General features: G+C 34.8%; 13 protein-coding genes and 6 pseudogenes. 7 read left to right on the top strand and 12 right to left on the bottom strand.

All coding sequences use genetic code 11. The features are described from left to right. The 3 genes and pseudogenes from OS139_RS11750 to OS139_RS11740 form a co-directional block, all read right to left on the bottom strand. Positions 1-224 (bottom strand): annotated as a pseudogene (locus OS139_RS11750) (histidinol-phosphatase); the annotation flags it as partial. A gap of 739 nt (positions 225-963) precedes the next feature. Next, positions 964-1371: a type II toxin-antitoxin system death-on-curing family toxin gene (locus OS139_RS11745; RefSeq protein ID WP_002307501.1), complete on the bottom strand. Its 408-nt coding sequence runs from the start codon at positions 1369-1371 to the stop codon at positions 964-966. Then, positions 1368-1601 (bottom strand): addiction module antitoxin, encoded by a 234-nt coding sequence (locus OS139_RS11740; protein ID WP_002295764.1) that lies wholly within the window; start codon positions 1599-1601, stop codon positions 1368-1370. Before OS139_RS11740 ends, OS139_RS11745 begins: the two co-directional genes overlap by 4 nt. A 321-nt stretch (positions 1602-1922) precedes the next feature. Here OS139_RS11740 and xerS point away from each other — a divergent pair, with 321 nt between their 5' ends. Further along, on the top strand, positions 1923-3008 hold the full coding sequence (gene xerS / locus OS139_RS11735; RefSeq protein WP_174131365.1) for a tyrosine recombinase XerS: 1086 nt from the start codon (positions 1923-1925) through the stop codon (positions 3006-3008). 135 nt (positions 3009-3143) lie between these two features. Here xerS and OS139_RS11730 read toward each other — a convergent pair whose 3' ends face one another. From OS139_RS11730 to OS139_RS11715, 4 genes and pseudogenes are all read right to left on the bottom strand, one after another. Continuing rightward, positions 3144-5888 carry an SIR2 family protein gene (locus OS139_RS11730; RefSeq protein ID WP_221669429.1) on the bottom strand — a complete coding sequence of 915 codons (2745 nt, stop codon included), beginning with the start codon at positions 5886-5888 and terminating at the stop codon, positions 3144-3146. Between the two features lie 85 nt (positions 5889-5973). After that, complete coding sequence (locus tag OS139_RS11725) at positions 5974-6528, bottom strand: tyrosine-type recombinase/integrase (RefSeq protein WP_061343393.1); 555 nt, start codon at positions 6526-6528, stop codon at positions 5974-5976. A 1339-nt stretch (positions 6529-7867) separates the two neighbouring features. Further along, positions 7868-8134, bottom strand: a pseudogene (locus OS139_RS11720) (hypothetical protein); the annotation flags it as partial. 50 nt (positions 8135-8184) lie between these two features. After that, positions 8185-8865, bottom strand: a pseudogene (locus OS139_RS11715) (IS6 family transposase). A 72-nt stretch (positions 8866-8937) separates the two neighbouring features. On the opposite strand from OS139_RS11715, the pseudogene OS139_RS11710 reads away from it, so the two are divergent. Then, positions 8938-9855: pseudogene (locus OS139_RS11710) on the top strand (ISL3 family transposase); the annotation flags it as partial. A 197-nt stretch (positions 9856-10052) separates the two neighbouring features. On the opposite strand, the gene OS139_RS11705 reads toward OS139_RS11710, so the two are convergent. The 3 genes and pseudogenes from OS139_RS11705 to OS139_RS11695 form a co-directional block, all read right to left on the bottom strand. Beyond that, positions 10053-10649 carry a YdhK family protein gene (locus OS139_RS11705; protein ID WP_002351732.1) on the bottom strand — a complete coding sequence of 199 codons (597 nt, stop codon included), beginning with the start codon at positions 10647-10649 and terminating at the stop codon, positions 10053-10055. Between the two features lie 20 nt (positions 10650-10669). Beyond that, entirely contained in the window at positions 10670-10876 is a 207-nt protein-coding gene (locus OS139_RS11700) for a hypothetical protein (RefSeq protein ID WP_002307659.1), read from the bottom strand. Between the two features lie 14 nt (positions 10877-10890). Further along, a pseudogene (locus OS139_RS11695) lies at positions 10891-11511 on the bottom strand (sensor histidine kinase); the annotation flags it as partial. Between OS139_RS11695 and OS139_RS11690 the strand changes: the two are divergent. Then, positions 11498-11755, top strand: a pseudogene (locus OS139_RS11690) (hypothetical protein); the annotation flags it as partial. The pseudogenes OS139_RS11695 and OS139_RS11690 sit on opposite strands and share 14 nt — an antisense overlap. Positions 11756-12075: 320 nt before the next feature. On the opposite strand, the gene OS139_RS11680 reads toward OS139_RS11690, so the two are convergent. Together OS139_RS11680 and OS139_RS11675 are read right to left on the bottom strand one after the other, a co-directional pair. After that, the gene (locus OS139_RS11680) at positions 12076-12900 is read right to left on the bottom strand and encodes an endonuclease/exonuclease/phosphatase family protein (protein ID WP_002332312.1); all 825 of its coding nucleotides are present in this window, start codon (positions 12898-12900) and stop codon (positions 12076-12078) included. A 212-nt stretch (positions 12901-13112) separates the two neighbouring features. Continuing rightward, positions 13113-15275: a PTS transporter subunit IIBC gene (locus tag OS139_RS11675; protein WP_044145485.1), complete on the bottom strand. Its 2163-nt coding sequence runs from the start codon at positions 15273-15275 to the stop codon at positions 13113-13115. Positions 15276-15555: 280 nt separating this feature from the next. Here OS139_RS11675 and OS139_RS11670 point away from each other — a divergent pair, with 280 nt between their 5' ends. From OS139_RS11670 to OS139_RS11655, 4 genes are all read left to right on the top strand, one after another. Next, a complete protein-coding gene (locus tag OS139_RS11670; RefSeq protein WP_002291308.1) occupies positions 15556-17850 on the top strand; it encodes a glycoside hydrolase family 65 protein in 2295 nt (764 codons plus the stop codon). Then, a complete protein-coding gene (gene pgmB, locus OS139_RS11665) occupies positions 17843-18508 on the top strand; it encodes a beta-phosphoglucomutase (protein ID WP_002291307.1) in 666 nt (221 codons plus the stop codon). The genes OS139_RS11670 and pgmB overlap by 8 nt, the downstream gene beginning before the upstream one ends. Then, positions 18501-19535 (top strand): aldose epimerase family protein, encoded by a 1035-nt coding sequence (locus OS139_RS11660; protein ID WP_002316717.1) that lies wholly within the window; start codon positions 18501-18503, stop codon positions 19533-19535. Before pgmB ends, OS139_RS11660 begins: the two co-directional genes overlap by 8 nt. Before the next feature lie 68 nt (positions 19536-19603). Further along, entirely contained in the window at positions 19604-20623 is a 1020-nt protein-coding gene (locus tag OS139_RS11655) for a LacI family DNA-binding transcriptional regulator (protein ID WP_002316718.1), read from the top strand. Positions 20624-20711 lie beyond the last annotated feature (88 nt).

Genomic DNA, 20711 nt, shown 5'->3' with positions numbered 1-20711 from the left:
ACACTGAGTAATTTTAAATCGTAATCTTTATCGGCTAAATAGTCGATGATCCGATCCTTTTCAGAAGCGATGTAACCGATTTCGATGCCTTTTAAAACACGATTGCCAAAACGCTTATTTAAGCTATCGATTGTTTGACTGTACATTTCATAATCGGGGATATCATCGACTTTAGTAACAGGATTGGCTAAGTCAAAATGTTCAGTATATTTTGATGAACGCATATGTAGTCCTCATTTCTTGGGAGTTTTGAGACTACTGTATGCGTTTTTTTGTTGATTTACCAACATGTTTAGACATTTTCCTCTAGGAAAAAATTAACTAGCACCACGGGTACAGTATTAATTGACTTCTAGCAGAACAGGAAAAATGACCGAGCTTTCTCATGAGTTTCCAGTGATTGTTACTACTCCTAGTGCTACCCTTAACGGTATATTGGTGCAAGACAACAATGATAATAATTGCTATATAATGGTAGACGGTCAAACTCTATACAGAGGAACATACCAATAAATTTTGAGTCTTAATATGACTGATATTTATAAAAAATTCCTGATATTAGAACAAGAATACGCTGTCTTCAAATGTATAATATTACAATAGCACGATATAGCAATATTGTTATATCGTGTTTCATAATAATTAAGAGCTTTAAAATTAGTATTTATTAGATACTTAAAAGCTATTTTAGTATTGATAAATTGTTACCAGCAACAAAAAAGAAGTTACTTAGTGCTAACTTTTGAGCAACTGCTAGAGGAGGTAGGATATGGCTAATTATCCTGTAATTTTTATCGTATTTTCTAGAAATGTAATTATTCTCTTAAACATTCCAGCATATCCAAGTATATAGAAAATTTACGTTTTCTGTATAGTTGGATTTGAATTATAGCTATTTGTAATTTACTTCAATTATTTCGCTATAGCAGCTAATAACACTATAAAGACACATACAGCAACTCCTTAAATGGGTTTCGTATGTGTCTTTATAGTGTTGATCACTTCATATTTTAGTTGGTCAAAATCCTTATCATATGTAGCAATATATACCACTAAATTTACAGCATCTTTTTGATCAATAGCTAAAAGCTGTCCATTGATTTTCAAAAAGACAAAAGTAGCTAAGAAAGCAGTACGTTTATTTGCATTATGAAAAGGATGTTTCTTTATCAATTGTATAAGTAGGATAGCTGCTTTTTCATAAATCGAAGGATAAACCTCTTCACCAAAAGCTGAGGCTCGAAGTTGTCCTACACACATTTCTAAAGCATTCGCGTCCTTTACACCAATGGGTTCATTAGGAGAGTATTTTTTTATTTGGATCACATTCATTTTTATAACATCTTTGGCTTCTAGGTAATGAACACTCATTTATCGACAAGCTCTCTAAAAGTAGTATCATATTCAGTTAATGCTTGAGATATTGCTACATCGATCTCATCAGATAAGGTTTGTTTTTTTGTAATTGCTGCTCGAAGTTTTTCTTCATCTAAAAAAACCGTATCTCCAGGATTTAACCCATTTTCTTTAAGAAACTCCTTTGAAATAGTTAATACTACTGAATTCCCTACTTCTCTGAATTTTCTTTCTTTGATTGCCATAGTCTTCTCCCCTTTTTTGTTTGTATATACAGTATATACGCTTATTGATTTTAAATCAATCGTAGTCCCTCTCATGTCTAACTCTATAGAAAGATTGTTCTTTCTATAGAATTAAGAAAAACCAAAAAAATTTTTAGAATACAAACTGCTATCCCCTCGCCTATTTATATATACCATTTATTTTATATGATTATATAGAACCTTATATAATTTGTGTTTTCCAAAAAAAATATAGCATACCAATTGACAAACGTCCCTATAATTGGTATAGTCCAATTGTAGGGATACTCCTCTCTCCTACTTATTGAAAGGATGAATGACATGAAAAATACAGAAATATATCAAAAAATAGATACAATCATACTTCATATGCCCGATTATATAAAAGATTTTGTTCAAGATCGTGAAGATAAAGATCAATCACCTCGAACCACTTTAGAATATCTAAAAAATTATAAGCTCTTTTATGAATGGCTTCTGAGTGAGTCTATCGTTCCTGATACTTCAATCACCTCGATAAGACAGTTAACTGCCTATGACCTAAACTTGTACAAATCTCATTTGAAACGTCGCGCAAAAGAAAATGTAAAAAAAGATACAACAAAAGCTAAGCTCGAAGATAATAATAACTTAGGCCTATCCACTTCTACTATCAATAGAAATATAACAGCATTGAAAGTTCTATTTAAATATCTTTCGAAAAGTTCCAATAATCCTCTAGGAAAACCATACTTAGACGATAATCCTATGGACCAGGTAGCAACTATCACAGATAAAACAACTTTAGCAGCTCGTGCAAATGCCATTGAGAAAAAATTATTTCTAGACGAAGATACACAAAATTATCTAGATTATATTGCCAATGAATATAAAAATACTTTGAGCAAACGAGCTCTGATCTATTACCATCGAGATGTAGAAAGAGACCTGGCGATCAATGCACTGATTTTAGGATCTGGATTGAGACTCTCCGAGGTTGTAAATATTAACTTAGATGATCTATCTTTGGATAAGAATAATGTGGTAGTAACTAGAAAAGGAAATAAGAGAGATGCGGTCAATATAGCAGCGTTCGCAATGGAATATTTAGCTAATTATCTAGCTATTCGGAAAGAAAGATATAAAGTGACAGAAAACGAAAAAGCATTATTTCTAGCAATTTACCAAGGAGAAGCCAAACGTATATCCGGTATTGCAATCGAACGGATGGTAGCAAAATATTCAAAAGGCTTTAGAATTCAAGTCAGTCCGCACAAACTGCGTCATACATTGGCTACTAGACTCTATCAACAGACAAATTCTTTGGTATTAACTGCCCAACAATTGGGACATTCTAGTACCAATACAACGACTTTATATACCCATATAGACAATGCAGCTACGATTGATGCGCTTAATTCTTTATAAATATAGTAAAATAAAAAAGATGAGAAACCATAATAGCTTCTCGTCTTTTTTGTTTGAATATTATTAGTTATCCCCTTAATGTAACTGCTATAAAATTTCTTGTCAACATCTGTAAAAAACAAGAAGAAAATTATGTTATACCTTACCTAACTCAAATTGTTTAATAGCCCAAGTATCTATGATTTTTTTATCACTTATCGTAGTACATAGTACTTCTTTTAAGGTAGAGAAGCTCATAGTTTTAAGTAACTTCTCAATTATTTCGTCAGTTCTTGCATCGAACAGCATCCAATCAATTAAGGGAGATCTGCCTTTCATTTTGCCTTCTACTTCTTTACTAATTATTTGGTATTTATCAAAGTAATTTTGTTGGATAAGATTAAACAGATCAGATGTTGCTACTTCTATTGTATCTGGATATGATTTTATTCCTTTAACTTGTTCGATATTAATTCGTTGGATGATATTTGTTAAGACTTCGTTTCTTATGTTATCAAATTTATCTGAACCAGAAATAATCAATTCTATAATAAAATTGAATGATTTTTCTTCATAGGGCAACCTGGAATATCTTGTTAGTATTTTGTCTACTAGCTTGGTTTCTGGTATTCCTATATACTCATAAAAGTTAGCTAAATAGTCTTTGTAGTTTATTATTGTTTGCAGTTTACCAGGTACATTTTCGATAATTAGAAATTCTTCGAATACCTTATCTATACTTAAGATTAAATCTTTATTCCACTTTTTTAAGCTTTTTAGGATTTTACTATAAATATAAAAGTTGTTAAAATGAAATTCATAGTTTTTATTTATTATATACTTTATATGATTACTAACGCAATCATATATATCTGTGACATCACTTTCTACATAATTTTCGTTTTTACTTAGCAACATATACAATAATTTTCTAACTTCATTATCATTATTGTGGAAAATTGGGTATATAGAAAGTAAGTTGACTAGTTTTCTGTAATCAAATTTATAGATGTCAACATAGGATAAAAATTTAATATATTGTTTCAATAATGAAAAATTATTATCTATATGGCTTGTAATTTTTTCACAAATTTCTACACTAGTATCTATAATATATTCGAAGGCCTCTTCGGTTATTTTGATTTTACTAATAGAATATTTGTCCAGATAGATGGGGAGCAATTTCAAATCAAGATATGGAATTATTTCTTTTATATCGCTCAGTTCAATTTCATCTATAACAGAGGATGCATGACTATGTTTATCTTTATTGTCATACAAAATGTTTGAATTATTGGATGCTATTATTAAACTCTCAAAATATCTATTTACTATCATTTGAAATTCTTTGTAATGGCCAATACATATACAGTTTGCGTTCACAAATTGTATGAAAGATTGAAATTCATATTGTAGTATACTAAAATTACTGTTATATGAAAAACCGCCATTTTTTACAGTATTGTTCTCTACTTTTAGTTTATCCAACAAATCATTAATTTTAAATAATTTTTTATAAATAAAATTAAAATTTAGAATAGTATCTCTAAAATAAGTAGCATATTTTTTAGTATCGTTGTTTGAGTTATTAATTATTTTATCTATTACTTCACGTAGTTCTGTGTTGACAATACTTTGTGGAATTTCTGGTTCCTCTTTAAAGATATCAAATTTAATATTAGTTACATTAAATTCTGAAATCATATAATTTAGATAATCTTGTTTTTTATATGCTTCATTTGATATTTCTCTAAATTTTATTTTGGCTTCATTATTTTGATTTAATTTATATAATTCAAATGCGGGCTGTAAAATATTATTCTGTTTCACATCATCAGGGTGAGTAATTTCATTTCCTAAAAAAGAATTTAACCAAGTTTTTTTCTCTAAAAATTTTCTTGTATTACTTTTGTCAGGTAGAGCAAATACTTTTTTTTCTTTAGTATTTATATTGTAGCTATACTGATCTGGATAATAAAGATATGCATCTTCTTCTAAATTCAAGTGACTAACAACATCTCGTGATTCTACAAAGCTAAATTTATCTAAAAATTTGATACTATTCCACACATCTTGAATGTCCCTGCTTTTTTTATTTTTGTTATTGCTAGATATATTTGATAAAAAGTTGACAGTTTCTATTCCTAAATCTTCCCTAGGAATATCATTTTTACCACTTGATAAAACATGGATACCTTTTTTCTTGTAATATTCTATAACTGCTTCTTTGGGTTGGTTTGGAGTATAAAAATAAGATTTCTTTGTGTGATCATCCAGACTGTTATGAATTAATCTAAAGATGGAGTTGAATGTAGTATCTCCTAATGAATATCCAATAAATAAGATGGTATTATTCATTATCAGGGATTTTATTAGTGTTGAGATCATTGGGAAATTATTTTCATAATCCAAGTAATCATTTTCTTTTAAGATAATATTTTTACTATTTAAATCACCATGCATCTTTACTAAATACCTATTCCCTTGGGTATAAGGAATATCATAATCACTTTTTATGATACTATATTTTGTAACACCTTTATTTAATTCTTCTTCTAGTAATGTATCATAATTCGTCGTTATAACATGTCGTGGCTGAATTTTTAAGATATGTTCATGTATTTCATTGGGCACTGCATTAGTGTGTTCTTTAAATACATCGGTAATTTTTTGAAAATATTTTTGCTTCCCCCACGTGTCATAATAAAATTGAGCAACTTTTAAGTTATCTTCTTCATTTTCATTCAGTGAAAGTTCCCTTCTAAACTCACTTATAAGTTGATTCCAAGTAGGCAAACCTGAATTAGCTGATACTCCAGCACCTACAAAAATAATTAAAGAATCATTAATCATGGCTTCAATAATATGGTTCATTGTTTGTTGATCCATTGCTGATTCCATACTCAGTTCTCACTCCTTCATCAAATTTATACTTATGAGCACATCTTTTTTATAATTATAGTTCAACATTAATTCATTTTAACAGTTAGCTTCCCAATTTAAATCCACGAAGTGATGCCCCTATTTCATCTTCAGTTATACCAATGTACCTTTTTGTAATTGCTTGTGAGCTATGATTAAAAATAAACATTAATGTAGCAATGTCTCTAGTTTTTTTGTAGTAGTGATACCCAAAAGTTTTTCTTAATGTATGTGTCCCTATATCATCTCTTCCTAATTTTTCTGCTATATCTGCATATATCTGATAGACACGATCCCTTGTTATATGTCGACCTTGTTGCCGACTTGGAAATAACCAATCATTTTCTTCTTTACCTTCAGTATATAATAAAATCTCTTCTCTCAAATTATCTATAAAAATCGGTTTTCGCTTACCTGTTTTATGTTCAACAATAATAGGCTTACTTTTACCTCGTATATCTCCAACTTTTAATCCTATAATATCTGACATACGTAACCCATTATTGATTCCAAACAAAAATAAAAAACTATCTCTTTCCGGATTACTTGTTCTTCTTAGCCAAAACTGAAAATCTTGTATCTCTTCATTTGTCCTTAATGGTTGTACATTATAGCTCACTGTTGTTTCCCTTCTTAAAAATATTCTGAGTTTATGATTATGTATATATTTTACCATAATCATGAACTTATATATATACTCTGTTAAAAGTCAAGAAAAACAAGGGGTTTAGTTTATGATTTTATATCATTTCAGTAACTCAGAATATTCCGACTTTTTTGTACAAAAAAATTAACCTTACTTATATGAAGATTCTAAGCTCTTATTTAAATTTTAGACGGGCAGTTATCCGTAGAAGTTCTTAGAATAGCTAATTTACATAATTAAATTATATAAAATTTAAGTTTGAACAATATACTAAGAACTCCCCTTACTATAAAGTGAAATAAATTAGCATATGAATAACCGTGCTACCAAGCTTTTCATTAATAAAATATTTTTATTAATATTTTATAACTTTACGCAAGATCATAATTTTGTCTGTGTAGATATTTCGTTATATCACTAAAGATAATAAGATTTAATGACCTCATTAATATTGTTTGCTAGGTCCAAACTCTTATTAAACTTTCTTTGCTATAAAACCCAAACATAGTAATAAAAGAATAACTTATTACCTTTAAATTATACTACCAACAAATGGTAGTATATTATTAATTTATATAATATGAAATCTAAAATATAGTAGTATGTTAATTTATACTAAATTAAATAAAGTACTACCTTTAATAGGTAGTACTTTATTATCAAGCCATTCTTCCTTCTTCTACTAGTTCTTTTTGTCACATAATTTTGCAATCAATAAATGTTGCGCAATAAGTATAAGAATTCTATTTTCTAAATTTGAAAGGTGATCCATAATTTCATGTTCAAGTAGTTTATTAATTGTCCACTTGTCGCTTCATCTAAAAATTTTATAGGTTTTAGGAATGCTATTCGCTTATTTTAGGAAGATTTTAACTGTTTGCTATAGATATATATCATACTAGTATCGTAATAAAAGTACTCTAAAAGAAGAATTTTCAAATACGCAAAATTAAGTACGAAAGAGTTGAAACAAATTTGGAGAAAAATGAGCATAGAATGTCTGATGAGTTAAATAGACCTAAAAATTATCTAAAAGTGGAGCAAAATTAGGAATTACAAACAAAACACTAAATTAGTTTATATAATTTTCCGTAATATTTAATATATATGAAAAGGAAAACGTAGAAAATTACGTCTACGTTTTCCTATTTAGATCTATATTTTTATTAAATTTTATATTTGCTCTTTTCACTTTTCGGAATAAATTCACTGTGACTCTTGATACCTTCTTTTATATATTGCTAATGTATTTTCTCCATTGCTATGAAAATAGAATCAACATATTTATAATATCTATCTAATCTATTTTCATTTAACCGCAGCATCTTATTAAATAACGTGTAAATAAGAATATAAAAGTTATTGAACTAATTAATAAAGATAGAATCATCGTAGTTGGATACGTAGATGAAACCTCAACTATAGTTCTTTTTCCCGTACCTTTAATAGACACTAAACCATTGTCATTTTCTATAGTGCTCTTTTTCCCATTTACTTTCACAACTGTTTCCCAATAATTGAATACAGGTAATGTGATATTTTACTCATCGGCATCTTCTACTGTATAGACTATTTGGTTCTGTTGCGAAGTTTGAAAATCAAACGCGCCCTCTCTGAACTCCAAATATCTTAGGCTGTTATTCCCATTAATACCTTGATTTCAGTAGACACCGAAAAGCCGAAGAGCGTTCCATTTCTTCGGTTCTTTTTATATATTCCTCGAATGGTCTCCATGCCCTTAATCGTGGAAGAGGCTGTACGGAGACTTTGATAAAATTTATTCCGTCGTTTAATAGGTCGATGGTCTTGTTCTATTAAATTGTTAAGATACTTCACAGTTCGGTGCTCTGTCTTAGTATATAAACCCACACTCTGTAACTTTCTAAAGGCGGAGCCAAGAGAAGGTGCTTTATCGGTCACAATTGCTTTCGGCACACCAAACTGTTTATGGAGTCGTTTTAAGAAAGCATAGGCTGCTTGCGTATCCCGTTTCTTTCGTAACCAGATATCTAAGGTTACGCCGTCCGCATCAATTGCACGATAAAGATAATGCCAACGTCCCTTAATTTTGATATAGGTTTCGTCCATTTTCCATGAATAGAAGGATTGTCTATTTTTCTTCTTCCAAAGATAGTAGAGGACTTTGCTGTACTCTTGTACCCAACGATAAATCGTAGTATGACAAACATTTATTCCACGATCATATCACAATTCCTGAACTTCACGATAGCTTAGATTGTAACGCAGGTAGTAACCAACAGCGACAATAATGACGTCTTTTTTGAATTGTTTGCCTTTAAAATGATTCATTACTCTGTCCTCTCTGTCTTTTTTCTCAATTTTACACTAAAATAGATTTTTTGGAAAACTTTGCAACAGAACCAAATTGCCGATCGCTATTTTGTCTCTGACGTAACCGTTCTGCGTGTCCTGCACACCTGTTTAAAAACGTATCATCCTCGTTTTGATACGTTACCTTCGGTCCTTTGTTTTGATGAGTTCAAATCGATGAAGTCCTGCAGTGGAAAAATGAGTTTTGTTTTTATGAATGGGCAGACCCAGCAATTAATCGGTGTATTGGAGAATCGTCGCCTTGCTTTCTTAAAACCATATTTCCTTAAATTCACTAGAAAAGCACGAGCGAACGTGAAATACGTCGTGATGGATATGAATGCCCCTTATTTTGAACTTGTAAAAGCGGTCTTCCCAAACGCCAAAATCGTGACCGATCGCTTTCACATTGTCCAACAAATCACTCGTACGTTAAATCAGTTGCGAATCAAAACAATGAACAGGTTTCAAAAAACGGAACCGACAAAGTATTGACGATTGAAGCGATTCTGGAAATTACTCCTTACGCATGCCTATGATCTGGATAGTTCCGATTATCAATATGATCGATCCTTTCGCAGACCAATGACGCAAAAAGCGATGGTCGATGAGCTTTTGAGTTACGACGAGCAATTAACCAGGGCTTACGAGACTTGCCAGCTCCTCCTCTATCACTTTAAACACAAGGACAACCAAAGTTTTTTCGATACGATCAACAGCTTAGATCAATGCCTTCCACAATGGTTTTGTAAGAAGCTGACGTTTTTAAATAAATACAAATTAGGGATTCAATATGCTTTAAAACCCAGGTATAGTAATGGTGCATTGGAAAGAACAAATAATAAGATAAAAGTGATAAAACGAGTAGCCTACGGCTATCGAAATTTCCACAACTTTCGAGCAAGAATTTATCTCATTCAAGGCTTGATCTTCCAAGTAAAACAAAAACCAGTTAAGCACTCTGCCTAACTGGTTATGACTAAATTTTCAGTTGTCTCTCTACCAGCACTAAATGTCGAAGAGCCAAAAATCTGAGCCAGAATGAGGTTCGTTCTGACCCAGATTTGATTTTGCACAACTCATCAGTCCTTATTAACAAAGAGCTCATATTCCTCATGTTGAGAATACGAAGGCCATGTACCAGCTTATTGGTTTAGTATATAAAATTACTCATTATTTTCGTCATATTCCATCTCATCTTCCGTTACCCACATATGATTCTTAACTTCTTCTTGACCATCGGTTGGAGTGTAATTAACAACATAAACAGTTCCTGTAATAGATTTATCTACTTTTGCTTCAGCTCCCATCATCCCATCCATGTGATCGGCATTCAAGATAACAGTATCGCCCTCATTTGCTACAGTCTCAGTATCTTTTAACTCTTCTTGTACTACCCATCGATGATTGTTAACCATTGGTCCCCCAGTTTTTGGCTCATAGCTTACTTCATACATTGTAGTATCAAAGGCCCCTACAACTTGAGCATTTGCACCTTTCATCCCTTCCATATGATCGCCTAGCAGTATAACATTACTTCCCACCGGGAATTTAGGGTTCGCAGCATCTTTCATTGAAGAAGGAACCATACCTTCGTGATTCATTCCCTCCATACTATTCATTTCACTAGACGCTGTAGAAGTCGATTCCTCGTTTGTGCTATTAGAATTATTCGATTCACTTTGATTGCTACACGCTCCTAAAAATACAATAATTCCAAGACTTGCAAATACTAATTTTGTCATCTTTTTCACTGTCTTCATCCTCCTTTAATTAATCACATTTAGGTCATCTCATAAATTTGTAATCCAAAAACTTCTTTTTTAATTGTAGCTATTGATAAGTCCTTCTTAGAAAAGATTACTACAGAATTTGATAAGATATCTAAATGAACTTTTTCGACACTATCTATCGAAATCAGTTGAAAAAATATTTTTTTTGCCCAACATTCACATACTAGTTTAGCAATTTTTATCTGTTTTTGAAACAAATAACTCTCCTCCTTTATTGAAATGGTAACTTTATAACAAATTTAGTTCCTAGACCTAATTTACTTTTTACAGTTATACTACCTTTATGCGCTTCAATAACGCTCTTTACAATAGCTAATCCGATACCTTGACCCCCTAAAGCTCTACTTCTGGAGGGGTCAGCCATATAAAATCTATCAAAAATATGAAGTTGCTGATCTTTTTCTATACCGATGCCGTTGTCTTCAACAATTAAAAGAACATGGTCTTTATTTTTACTTATAGAAAACTTAATGGTTCCCTCCTTTTGCGTAAATTTAATAGCATTATTCAAAAGATTGATAACAACTTGGTTCATTTTATCTTTATCTGCAGATATATTGATGTTATCCCCTTGGATTTCAACATGAAGGTTTTTTGACTCAATTTTGCTGGCGAAATTTTCAATAACGGATTCAATCAACTTATATATGTTAAACTCAGTTTTATTTAAATGATCATATTTTGCTTCAATTTTGTTGATTACTTCTATATTTCCAATTAAACGAGTTAGACGATCTATTTCATCATAACAAGATTGTAGGCGCTCGGGAGTTATTTTCCAGACTCCGTCAATCATTCCTTCCACATTGCCTTTAAGGGTAGCTAATGGTGAGCCAGAACGTATTGTTTATGAAGCTGCTTCTTGTAAAGCCATTCCAACAACGATGGCATCTGATATTACTAAATTATATGGATTGACAGACATCGGTACGCCAATCGTCAAACAGCATAATGGTATCAATGAGATCACCTTATATTATGACTTGCCGCTCTTCTTTTATTTCATCATCGGGTTGACCTTCATTGGTTGGCTGATTTTATTCATCATGTTTATTAGAAGTCGGATACATTCATAAAAAAATGAGGTCGAGACAAAAATCGTTTATGAGAAATTAGAGAAAAAACGAACAATACATTTTTTGTATTGCTCGTTTTTTTTAAATTTCCGAAAAACCTGCCTTTCGGACGTCGTTTATTTGAGAGAGGTTAGGACAGAAGTGTTTAACTCTGAGAAATAAGAAGAAATGAACGAAAATTGCTTTTCAAATTTTTGTTCATTTCGGCTTATTTAAGAAGGAGTTGCTTCTGCTCCCGTCGTTTATTCGAGAGTCTGTAGCAAACCTGGTTTTTAGATTTGTCCCATATTCTTATTGTGACAATATTCCTTCGTTTCTCTTCACTCCAACGTGACTGCTACCCCATAATGATCACTGACAATCGGGCCATTTTCCCCGTCAAAAATACGTTGATAACTTGTAACAAAGCAATCTTGTGGTACATAAATATAGTCGATACGTAGCCCCTCTTTATTGTTTTCCCAGCCATCGATTCTCTTTTCGATCGTTGCTTCAGCTTGTTTTTTTTGCGCGATTGGATAAGCATCACGAATAGGCAACTGACTTTTTGCCACTAAATCGTACCCGCTGCCTTCAGCAGGATTGTTGAAATCCCCTAATAGATACAGTGGTGTTGTAAGAGGCGCTAAACTTGCTTCTAATTCTTTCCACTCAAATGCAAATCCGCTTTTTTCATCTGCCCACCAAGAAAAATGACAACTTGCTACAGTAATACATTGTGTTTTGACAGAGGTTTGACCTACTAATATTTTTCGAGTATGGTAATCCTCTTTTTCTTTTGTTTCGGAGACTAGGTGCGTTTGACTAGTTAGTGGTTGTTTGGAAAGAAGCGCATTGCCTTCCTCATAGATAGCATAGCCGATATGACTCATTTCCCAACTCCAATAGTAAGTTTCACCTTGTTCTGCTAAGAGCTGGATCAAGCAATAGGCAAAGTTATCCGAGCGGACAGGCGTTTGTTCCTGCACCTGACTAAAATTCTTCAGCTGCTCACTGGTTAGTCCTTTTGCGTCCATCGTTTGATTGACTTCTTGCAATGCGATCACATCATATTGTTCATGACAGATTTTTTGAGCGATCTGTTTTAATTTTTCTTGTGGTTCCTCTTCTAACCAGCTATGCGTATTCAACGTCATTATTTTCATATAATTCTCCTTCTTAATGGGATGGGTCGAAACATTGCTCCCACCTTCTGGATCCATATAGGTAAAGACCCCAAAGTAGTTTATTCAAAAAATAAGCCAATAATCCCTGAAATAGGAAAAGCAATTTCGGGATTATCGGCTTACTTCTAGGAGTTACACACATCGAACACATTCTTTCGATATGAAATACACACATGAACTTCTGTGATTCTTTACAAGTTTATTTTCCCGATCACTGTTCCTCGTTCAGTGTCTCCTAATTTATTGATGGTCAGCCCATTGACTTTGTCATCTGTAAAGACTACTATGATCGTCGTTTCTTTCCCTTCGTTCTTGATTGCATCTAGATTCATCTGAGCAATCGTTGTTCCTGCTACTACTTCTTGGCCTTCAGAAACTAAGATCTCAAACGCTGGCTGGCTCATATGAACAGTATCCAGTCCCATATGGATCAAAACTTCTGCTCCTTCTGCTGTTTGCATGCCAATTGCATGCTTGGTTGGGAAGACACTCACGATTTTACCAGAAAGTGGTGCCGTCACTTCTCCAGTGGCAGGAATGACAGCAAAGCCATCACCCATCATCTTTTGTGAAAAGACTGGATCATTCACATCTGTTAAAGCAATTACCTCACCAGTTGCTACAGTGAATAATTCTTTTTCGATACCTAAAACATGTTTCTCTTCATTCTTCTCATTTTTATTTGTTGCCTCAACTGTTGGCTCTGGAATATCAGCGCCTGATTGTAGTAAATCTTCAATATCCGATTTCAACACATCCGCTTTTGGTCCATACACGGCTTGCACACCTTTGTCCTTAACGATCAAGCCCATCGCTCCAGCACGTTTCCATTCTTCTTCTGAACCGACTTTCCCAGGATCCTCGACGCTGACACGTAAACGAGTCATACAAGCATCTACATCCTTGATGTTTTCTTTTCCACCTAACAAATGGATGATCTTAATGATTTGTTGATCTGCATTAGTTGCAGAACCTGACGGCGTTTCTTCACTGTCGTTATCATAGTTCCCATTACGTCCTGGTGTAGCATAATTGAATTTTTTGATCAAAAAGTTTGCCACAAAATACGTCAATACTCCAAATAATATGACACAGATAACAAAATTGAGCAAGTCGATACCTAATCCTGCTTTGATCGCTAATGGTGTACGTGTCAATAGTTCAATGTTCCCAAATGAATGGACACGTAAAGGTAGAATATCTGCCATTGCAAAAGCTGCCCCTTGGATCACAGAATAAACAATGTAAAGAGGTACAGCTGCAAACATGAACATGAACTCTAATGGTTCGGTTACACCTGTTAAGAAAACTGCAAGTGCTGCTGAAAAATACATTGATTTATATTTAGACTTTTTGTCTGGATCAACATTACGGTACATCGCTAGTGCTAATCCCATCAAGATACCGGAAGAACCAATCATTTGTCCCACTTTAAAACGAGCAGGTGTCCAGTTCGTCAATACGAATTCATATTGCGACATGTCGCCGGCGCCTTTCAAGTTGACCAAATCAGTCGCCCACGCCAACCATAAAGGATCTTGTCCAAATACTTGTGTTCCCGCTTGCGCACCAGATAATATCTCATAGGTACCACCCAGCTGCGTATAATTGATTGGGATCGTCAACATGTGATGTAAGCCAAATGGTAACAATAGACGTTCCAATGTACCATATAGGAATGGTGCTAAAATCGGAGCGCTTTCTTTTGACTCTGCAATCCACAATCCAAAGTTATTGATCCCTGCTTGGACATTCGGCCATACAATAGCAAGAATCAATGCAACAATCGTTGACCACAAAATAACTACAAAAGGAACAAATCTTTTTCCATTAAAGAACGATAATGCGTCAGGTAATTTACGATAATTGTAATATTTATTATAGGCCATCGCCCCAACGAACCCTGCAATAATCCCAACAAATACCCCCATATTTAGTGCTGGTGCTTCTAATACACTGGTAAAGAACCCTTTAACCATGATTTTCGTGCCAAACAAGGTATGCGTAAATGCGTCTTCATTTGCCAACATCTCATTAGTCACACCAAAAATTGCTCCTGTGATCCGATTGATCAATATAAATGAGATCCCCGCAGCGAATGCTCCCCCTGCTCGTTCTTTTGCCCAACTACCACCTATCGCTAGTGCAAATAAAAGATGTAAATTTCCGATAATTGCCCAACCAATATTTTCGATCACGCCACCCGTTGTAACTAAAGGTGCAAGATCAGGATTGATCAACGGAATCGATTTACCGATACTGATCATCAAACCTGACGCTGGCATAACTGCCACAACGACCATTAAAGCCTTTCCAAATTTTTGCCAAAACTCAAAGCTAAATATTTTTTTCATTTCCTCGTCTCCTTTGCGCAATCGGTTTCGTTGTTAGTTATTATAGCGTGTGTTTCTTTTTTTGTAAATGCTTTATTTCGTATTTTTATGCTTTTTCTGTAAGTACCCAATCGTTCTTTATACATTATTTCTGTTCATATTATAGTAGTAAATATTGATACAATCGCTTTTGTTTTGTTTTTTCATCCACTTCAAAATTTAATTTCACTTTTCTAGTTGACTTACGCAATCGGTTGCGTTTATTATGGACGTATAAACGACAACGTCTAGGAGGAGAACAATGAAACAAATTAAACGGTTATTTCAGATCGACCCTTGGAAAATCAGCACGAATAAATTAGATAAAGAAAATTTACGCTTGCAAGAATCATTGACCAGTATCGGTAACGGATATATGGGTATGCGCGGAAATTTTGAAGAAGCATATTCTGGTGATCATCACCAAGGAACCTATTTAGCAGGTGTTTGGTACCCTGACAAAACACGTGTTGGCTGGTGGAAAAACGGCTATCCTGAATATTTTGGAAAAGTAATCAATGCAGTCGATTTTATCGCTATGGATCTTTTTATCGATGATCAGCTGATTGATCTAGCTACACTTACTACTGAAGATTTTTATTGGGAATTAAACATGAAAAACGGTGTTTTGACACGTAGTTATACAGTCACTACCCCATCAAACAAAGTTCGTCTTTCATTCGAGCGCTTTTTAAGTATTGTCAAAAATGAAGCCGCTTATATTCGCTTAACCATTGAAATGTTGGAAGGAAATGGAACTGTAAAAGTTATTTCTAAGCTAGATGGCAATGTCCAAAACGAAGACAGCAATTACGATGAACACTTTTGGAATGACATCGATCATGGTGTCAAGGAAGAAATAGCGTACTTAACGACTAAAACGATCCCGAATAATTTTGAGATCGAACAATTTACAGTGACCGCTGGGATGCGCCACTACGTTGATGGAAAATTATATACGCCAAGCTACCAAGAGGGCACCTTAGCAATCGAAGGTTCATTCACCTTTGACTTAAATGAAAATGAAACACTTCTTATCGACAAAGAAGTATTGATTTTCACAAGCCGAGATATCCCTGAAGCGCAACAAGCGACACATCTCTTTAAAGAATTCAACGAATTGAACGTTCACTATCCCCAAGCAAAAGAGGAGCAAACAGCCGCTTGGTCTAAACGATGGGAATTGGCAGATGTAGTCATTGAAGGAGACGATGAAGCACAACAAGGAATCCGTTTCAACCTCTTCCAGCTATTTTCTACTTATTATGGCGAAGATGAACGTTTGAATATTGGACCAAAAGGCTTCACTGGCGAAAAATATGGTGGTGCAACTTACTGGGATACTGAAGCCTATGCAGTGCCTCTGTACCTCGCTTTAGCGAAACCTGAAGTCACTAAGAATCTCTTGAAGTACCGCCATAACCAATTGCCACAAGCAATCCATAATGCACAACAGCAAGGGCTAAAGGGCGCGTTATATCCAATGGTCACTTTCACAGGTGTCGAATGCCACAATGAATGGGAAATCACCTTTGAAGAAATCCATCGAAATGGCGCAATTGCCTACGCTATTTATAATTATACTAACTACACTGGCGACATCGACTATTTAAAAAATGAAGGTTTAGAAGTCTTAGCAGAAATCGCTCGCTTTTGGGCAGACCGAGTCCATTTTTCTAAACGAAACAATCAATATATGATCCACGGGGTTACAGGACCGAACGAATATGAGAATAATATCAACAACAATTGGTACACGAATACGATTGCTTGTTGGGTACTACGTTACACACGAGAAAATTATTTGAAGTTCAAAGAAGAGAGCACTGCTAAAATCAGCGACGATGAATTGGCACATTGGCAAGAAATTGCTGAAAATATGTACTTCCCAGTAGATGAAGAATTAGGGATTTTTGTTCAACACGATACTTTCTTAGACAAAGATCTCAAACCAGTAGCGGAACTATCCGCAAGTGAATTGCCATTGAATCAGCATTGGTCATGGGACAAGATCCTTCGTTCTTGCTTCATTAAACAAGCAGACGTTTTACAAGGTATCTACTTCTTCAATGATTCATTTACAAAAGAAGAAAAACAACGCAACTTTGATTTTTACGAGCCAATGACTGTCCATGAGTCTTCCCTATCTCCTAGTATCCATGCTATTTTAGCTGCTGAACTAGGCATGGAAGATAAAGCCGTTGAAATGTATCAACGCACTGCTCGTTTAGATTTAGATAACTATAACAATGATACAGAGGATGGCTTACACATCACTTCAATGACCGGAAGTTGGCTTGCTATCGTACAAGGATTCGCGCAAATGAAGACAGATCATGAACAATTAAGATTTGCACCATTCTTGCCTAAAACATGGTCTGCTTATTCATTCCATATCAATTATCGCGACCGCTTGTTATTTGTCGCCGTTTCAAATGAACAGGTAACATTGAACCTCTTATCTGGCGAAGCATTACCGCTAGAAGTCTACGAAAAAGCGTATGTCCTTACTGATCATTTGACTATTCCATTACGAGAAGGTGAAGCGAATGTTTAAAGGTGTATTATTCGACTTAGATGGGGTCATTACAGATACCGCTGAATTCCATTACCGTGCTTGGAAAAAGCTAGGTGATGAGATCGGTATTCCCTTAGATCGGTCATTCAACGAACAATTGAAGGGTGTAAGCAGAGAAGATTCTCTGACTCTCCTTCTTGCTCACGGAAAAAAAGAAGAGCAATTCTCAAAAACAGAATTTCTCGAATTAGCGAAAAGAAAAAATGATTATTATCTTGAAATGATCCAATCGATCACACCAAAAGATGTTTTTCCAGGGATTTTAGAATTATTAAAAGACTTACGGGCAAACAATATCAAGATTTCACTAGCATCTGCAAGCAAAAATGGCCCTTTCCTACTTGCCAAGATGGGTCTAGAAAGCTACTTTGATGCGATTGCTGATCCGGCAAAAGTCGCTAATGGAAAGCCTGCACCAGATATTTTTCTACTTGCTGCGAAAGAAATCGGTTTGACCCCTCGTGACTGCATCGGAATCGAGGATGCAAAAGCTGGAATCGCTGCGATCATTGCTAGTGGTGCGCAACCTATCGGCGTAGGACGTTCAGAAGATCTTGGGGAGGATATTCCAATCGTACCTGATACAGCTTCATTGACTTTCGATTACTTGAAAAAAACGTGGCAGCCAAATGCCTGAACCTTCTATTTCAGTGACTCCTATCCCCAACACTGAATTAAAAAAAATCACATTGAAGAACGACGAATTGACCGTCGTTCTTCTAAATTATGGCGCTAGACTTCACCAAATCTTTGCTCCAGATAACAAAGGACATTTAGAAAACGTCTTACTTTCTTATGATGAACTTTCAGATGTTTTAACCGATGAAAGTTTCTTTGGAGCCACAGTCGGTCCCGTAGCAGGCAGAATCCGAAATGCTACATGGGGAAATCATCAACTTGAAAAAAACGCTGGCAACCACCATATCCACGGAGGAACAAATGGATGGTCTTTCCAATATTGGGATGTCGAAGTGTTCAAAAATCCACAGTCGATCGGCGTTGTCTTTTATTTACAAGACACTTTTTCCGATTATCCTGGTCCTATCACAGCAACGATCACGTATCAGCTAACTGCGAATAGCCTGGAAATGATCACAAAAACGAACAGTCCCGTCGAGACGATCTGCAATCCAACCAATCATGCCTATTTCAACCTTTCTGGGAATGGTAAACGCGACATTGATACACATGAACTGGCTGTCCAAGCAGAAAGTCTATTGGTATTAGATGAAGATAAACTACCAACAGGCGAACAAATCACTCAAGCGGATTTACCGATCAATTTCAAGAAACCACATACAATCGAAGAAATTCTCAACGCTTATCCAGAAGGACTTGATGACGTTTTTGTTCTTACTACACCGAAACGTTCAAAAAAGGTGCTGTGTCTTTCAGAAAAACAATCTGGACGCCAGTTGTCTATAGCAACAACAAATAGAAGTGTGGTATTATTTTCTACGACTGGTTTTGAAGCTGATTTTATGATCAACGGGAAACATATGCATTCAAACTATGGTTTAGCCATCGAGCCACAAGAATTTCCGGATCTAGTCCATTTACCTGAACTCGGTTCGATCGCTTTGTACCCTGGTCAAGAAAAGGTCAACCATACGACCTATCAGTTTACTATTTTACCGAATGAACAGATAGCAAATACTCAATAGTTGCTTGTTTTGATTACGAATAGCTCAGAAAAGAAGAGATTTTTATTTAGAAGAAAGGTGTTTAAATTATGGCAATTACGGTAAAAGATGTTGCAAAAAAAGCGGGAGTAGCTACCTCTACTGTCTCACGCGTCATCAATGACCATCCAAGTATTTCCGAAGCAACCAAAAAGAAAGTCCGAAAAATCATGGATGAACTTGGCTATGTACCGAATATCACTGCTAGAAATTTAGGTAAACGGGTTTCTAGTGCCATCGGCGTGATATTGCCGCCACTTGATTCTAAAGAACGAATCGGTAATCCCTTCTACTTAGAGATCATGGATGCAATCAATGAAGAAGCACGTCACCACGACATGACAATAGCCATTGCAACAGCGAAAAATTTTGATGTCTTATTAGAAAATGTCCAAAGAATGCACTTACAAAAACAAGTCGATGGCTTTATCTTAGTGTACTCTGATAGCGAAGACCCAGTCATCGATTATTTGTATCAAAACGAGATTCCCTTCACTCTGATCGGTCAACCTTATCAGCATGAAAATGAGATCATCTACGTTGATAACGACAACCAGCTATTGGGAAAACAGGCAACTGATTTTCTTATCCAAAATGGGCATGAACAGATTCTTTTCGTTACGAACACGACCCACGAAAGCCTCTATTTCGAACGCTATTTCGGGTATCAAAAAGCGATGATGATGGCTGGACTAGATGTTCACCCTAGCGTTGTGATCGAAAAGGCAGAAGACTATCTATCCTTTGACACTATCTTAAAAAACGCCGGTGCTACAGCACTTGTGGTAATCGATGATATTTTTGCACTTCGCACGATGCAATTAGCGCAAATGTACGGTTATCTTATTCCAGAAACCTTATCGATCATCAGTTTCAATAATTCGATTTTTTCTACACTGACTCATCCTTATCTCACAAGTATCGATATCGATATTTCCGAATTAGGGCGAGTAGCCATGCAAAAATTACAAGAATTGATCCATAACGAGATCAGTAGCGGCGTGCGCCTAGTCATCCCTCATCACTTGATCAAGAGAGAAACAGTTGTGCCACTGAACCCCAAGCAATAACTGGTAGGAATTGAAATGAAGAGATAGAATAACCAAAAGATGAGATTGAGACAAAAGTGTTTCTTACTTCTGTCTCAACCTCTTTTTT

The sequence above is a fragment of the Enterococcus sp. E4-223 genome (assembly GCF_035727065.1).
GTDB classification, from domain to species: domain Bacteria; phylum Bacillota; class Bacilli; order Lactobacillales; family Enterococcaceae; genus Enterococcus_B; species Enterococcus_B faecium.
This window is presented reverse-complemented; position numbering and strand designations above follow the sequence as displayed.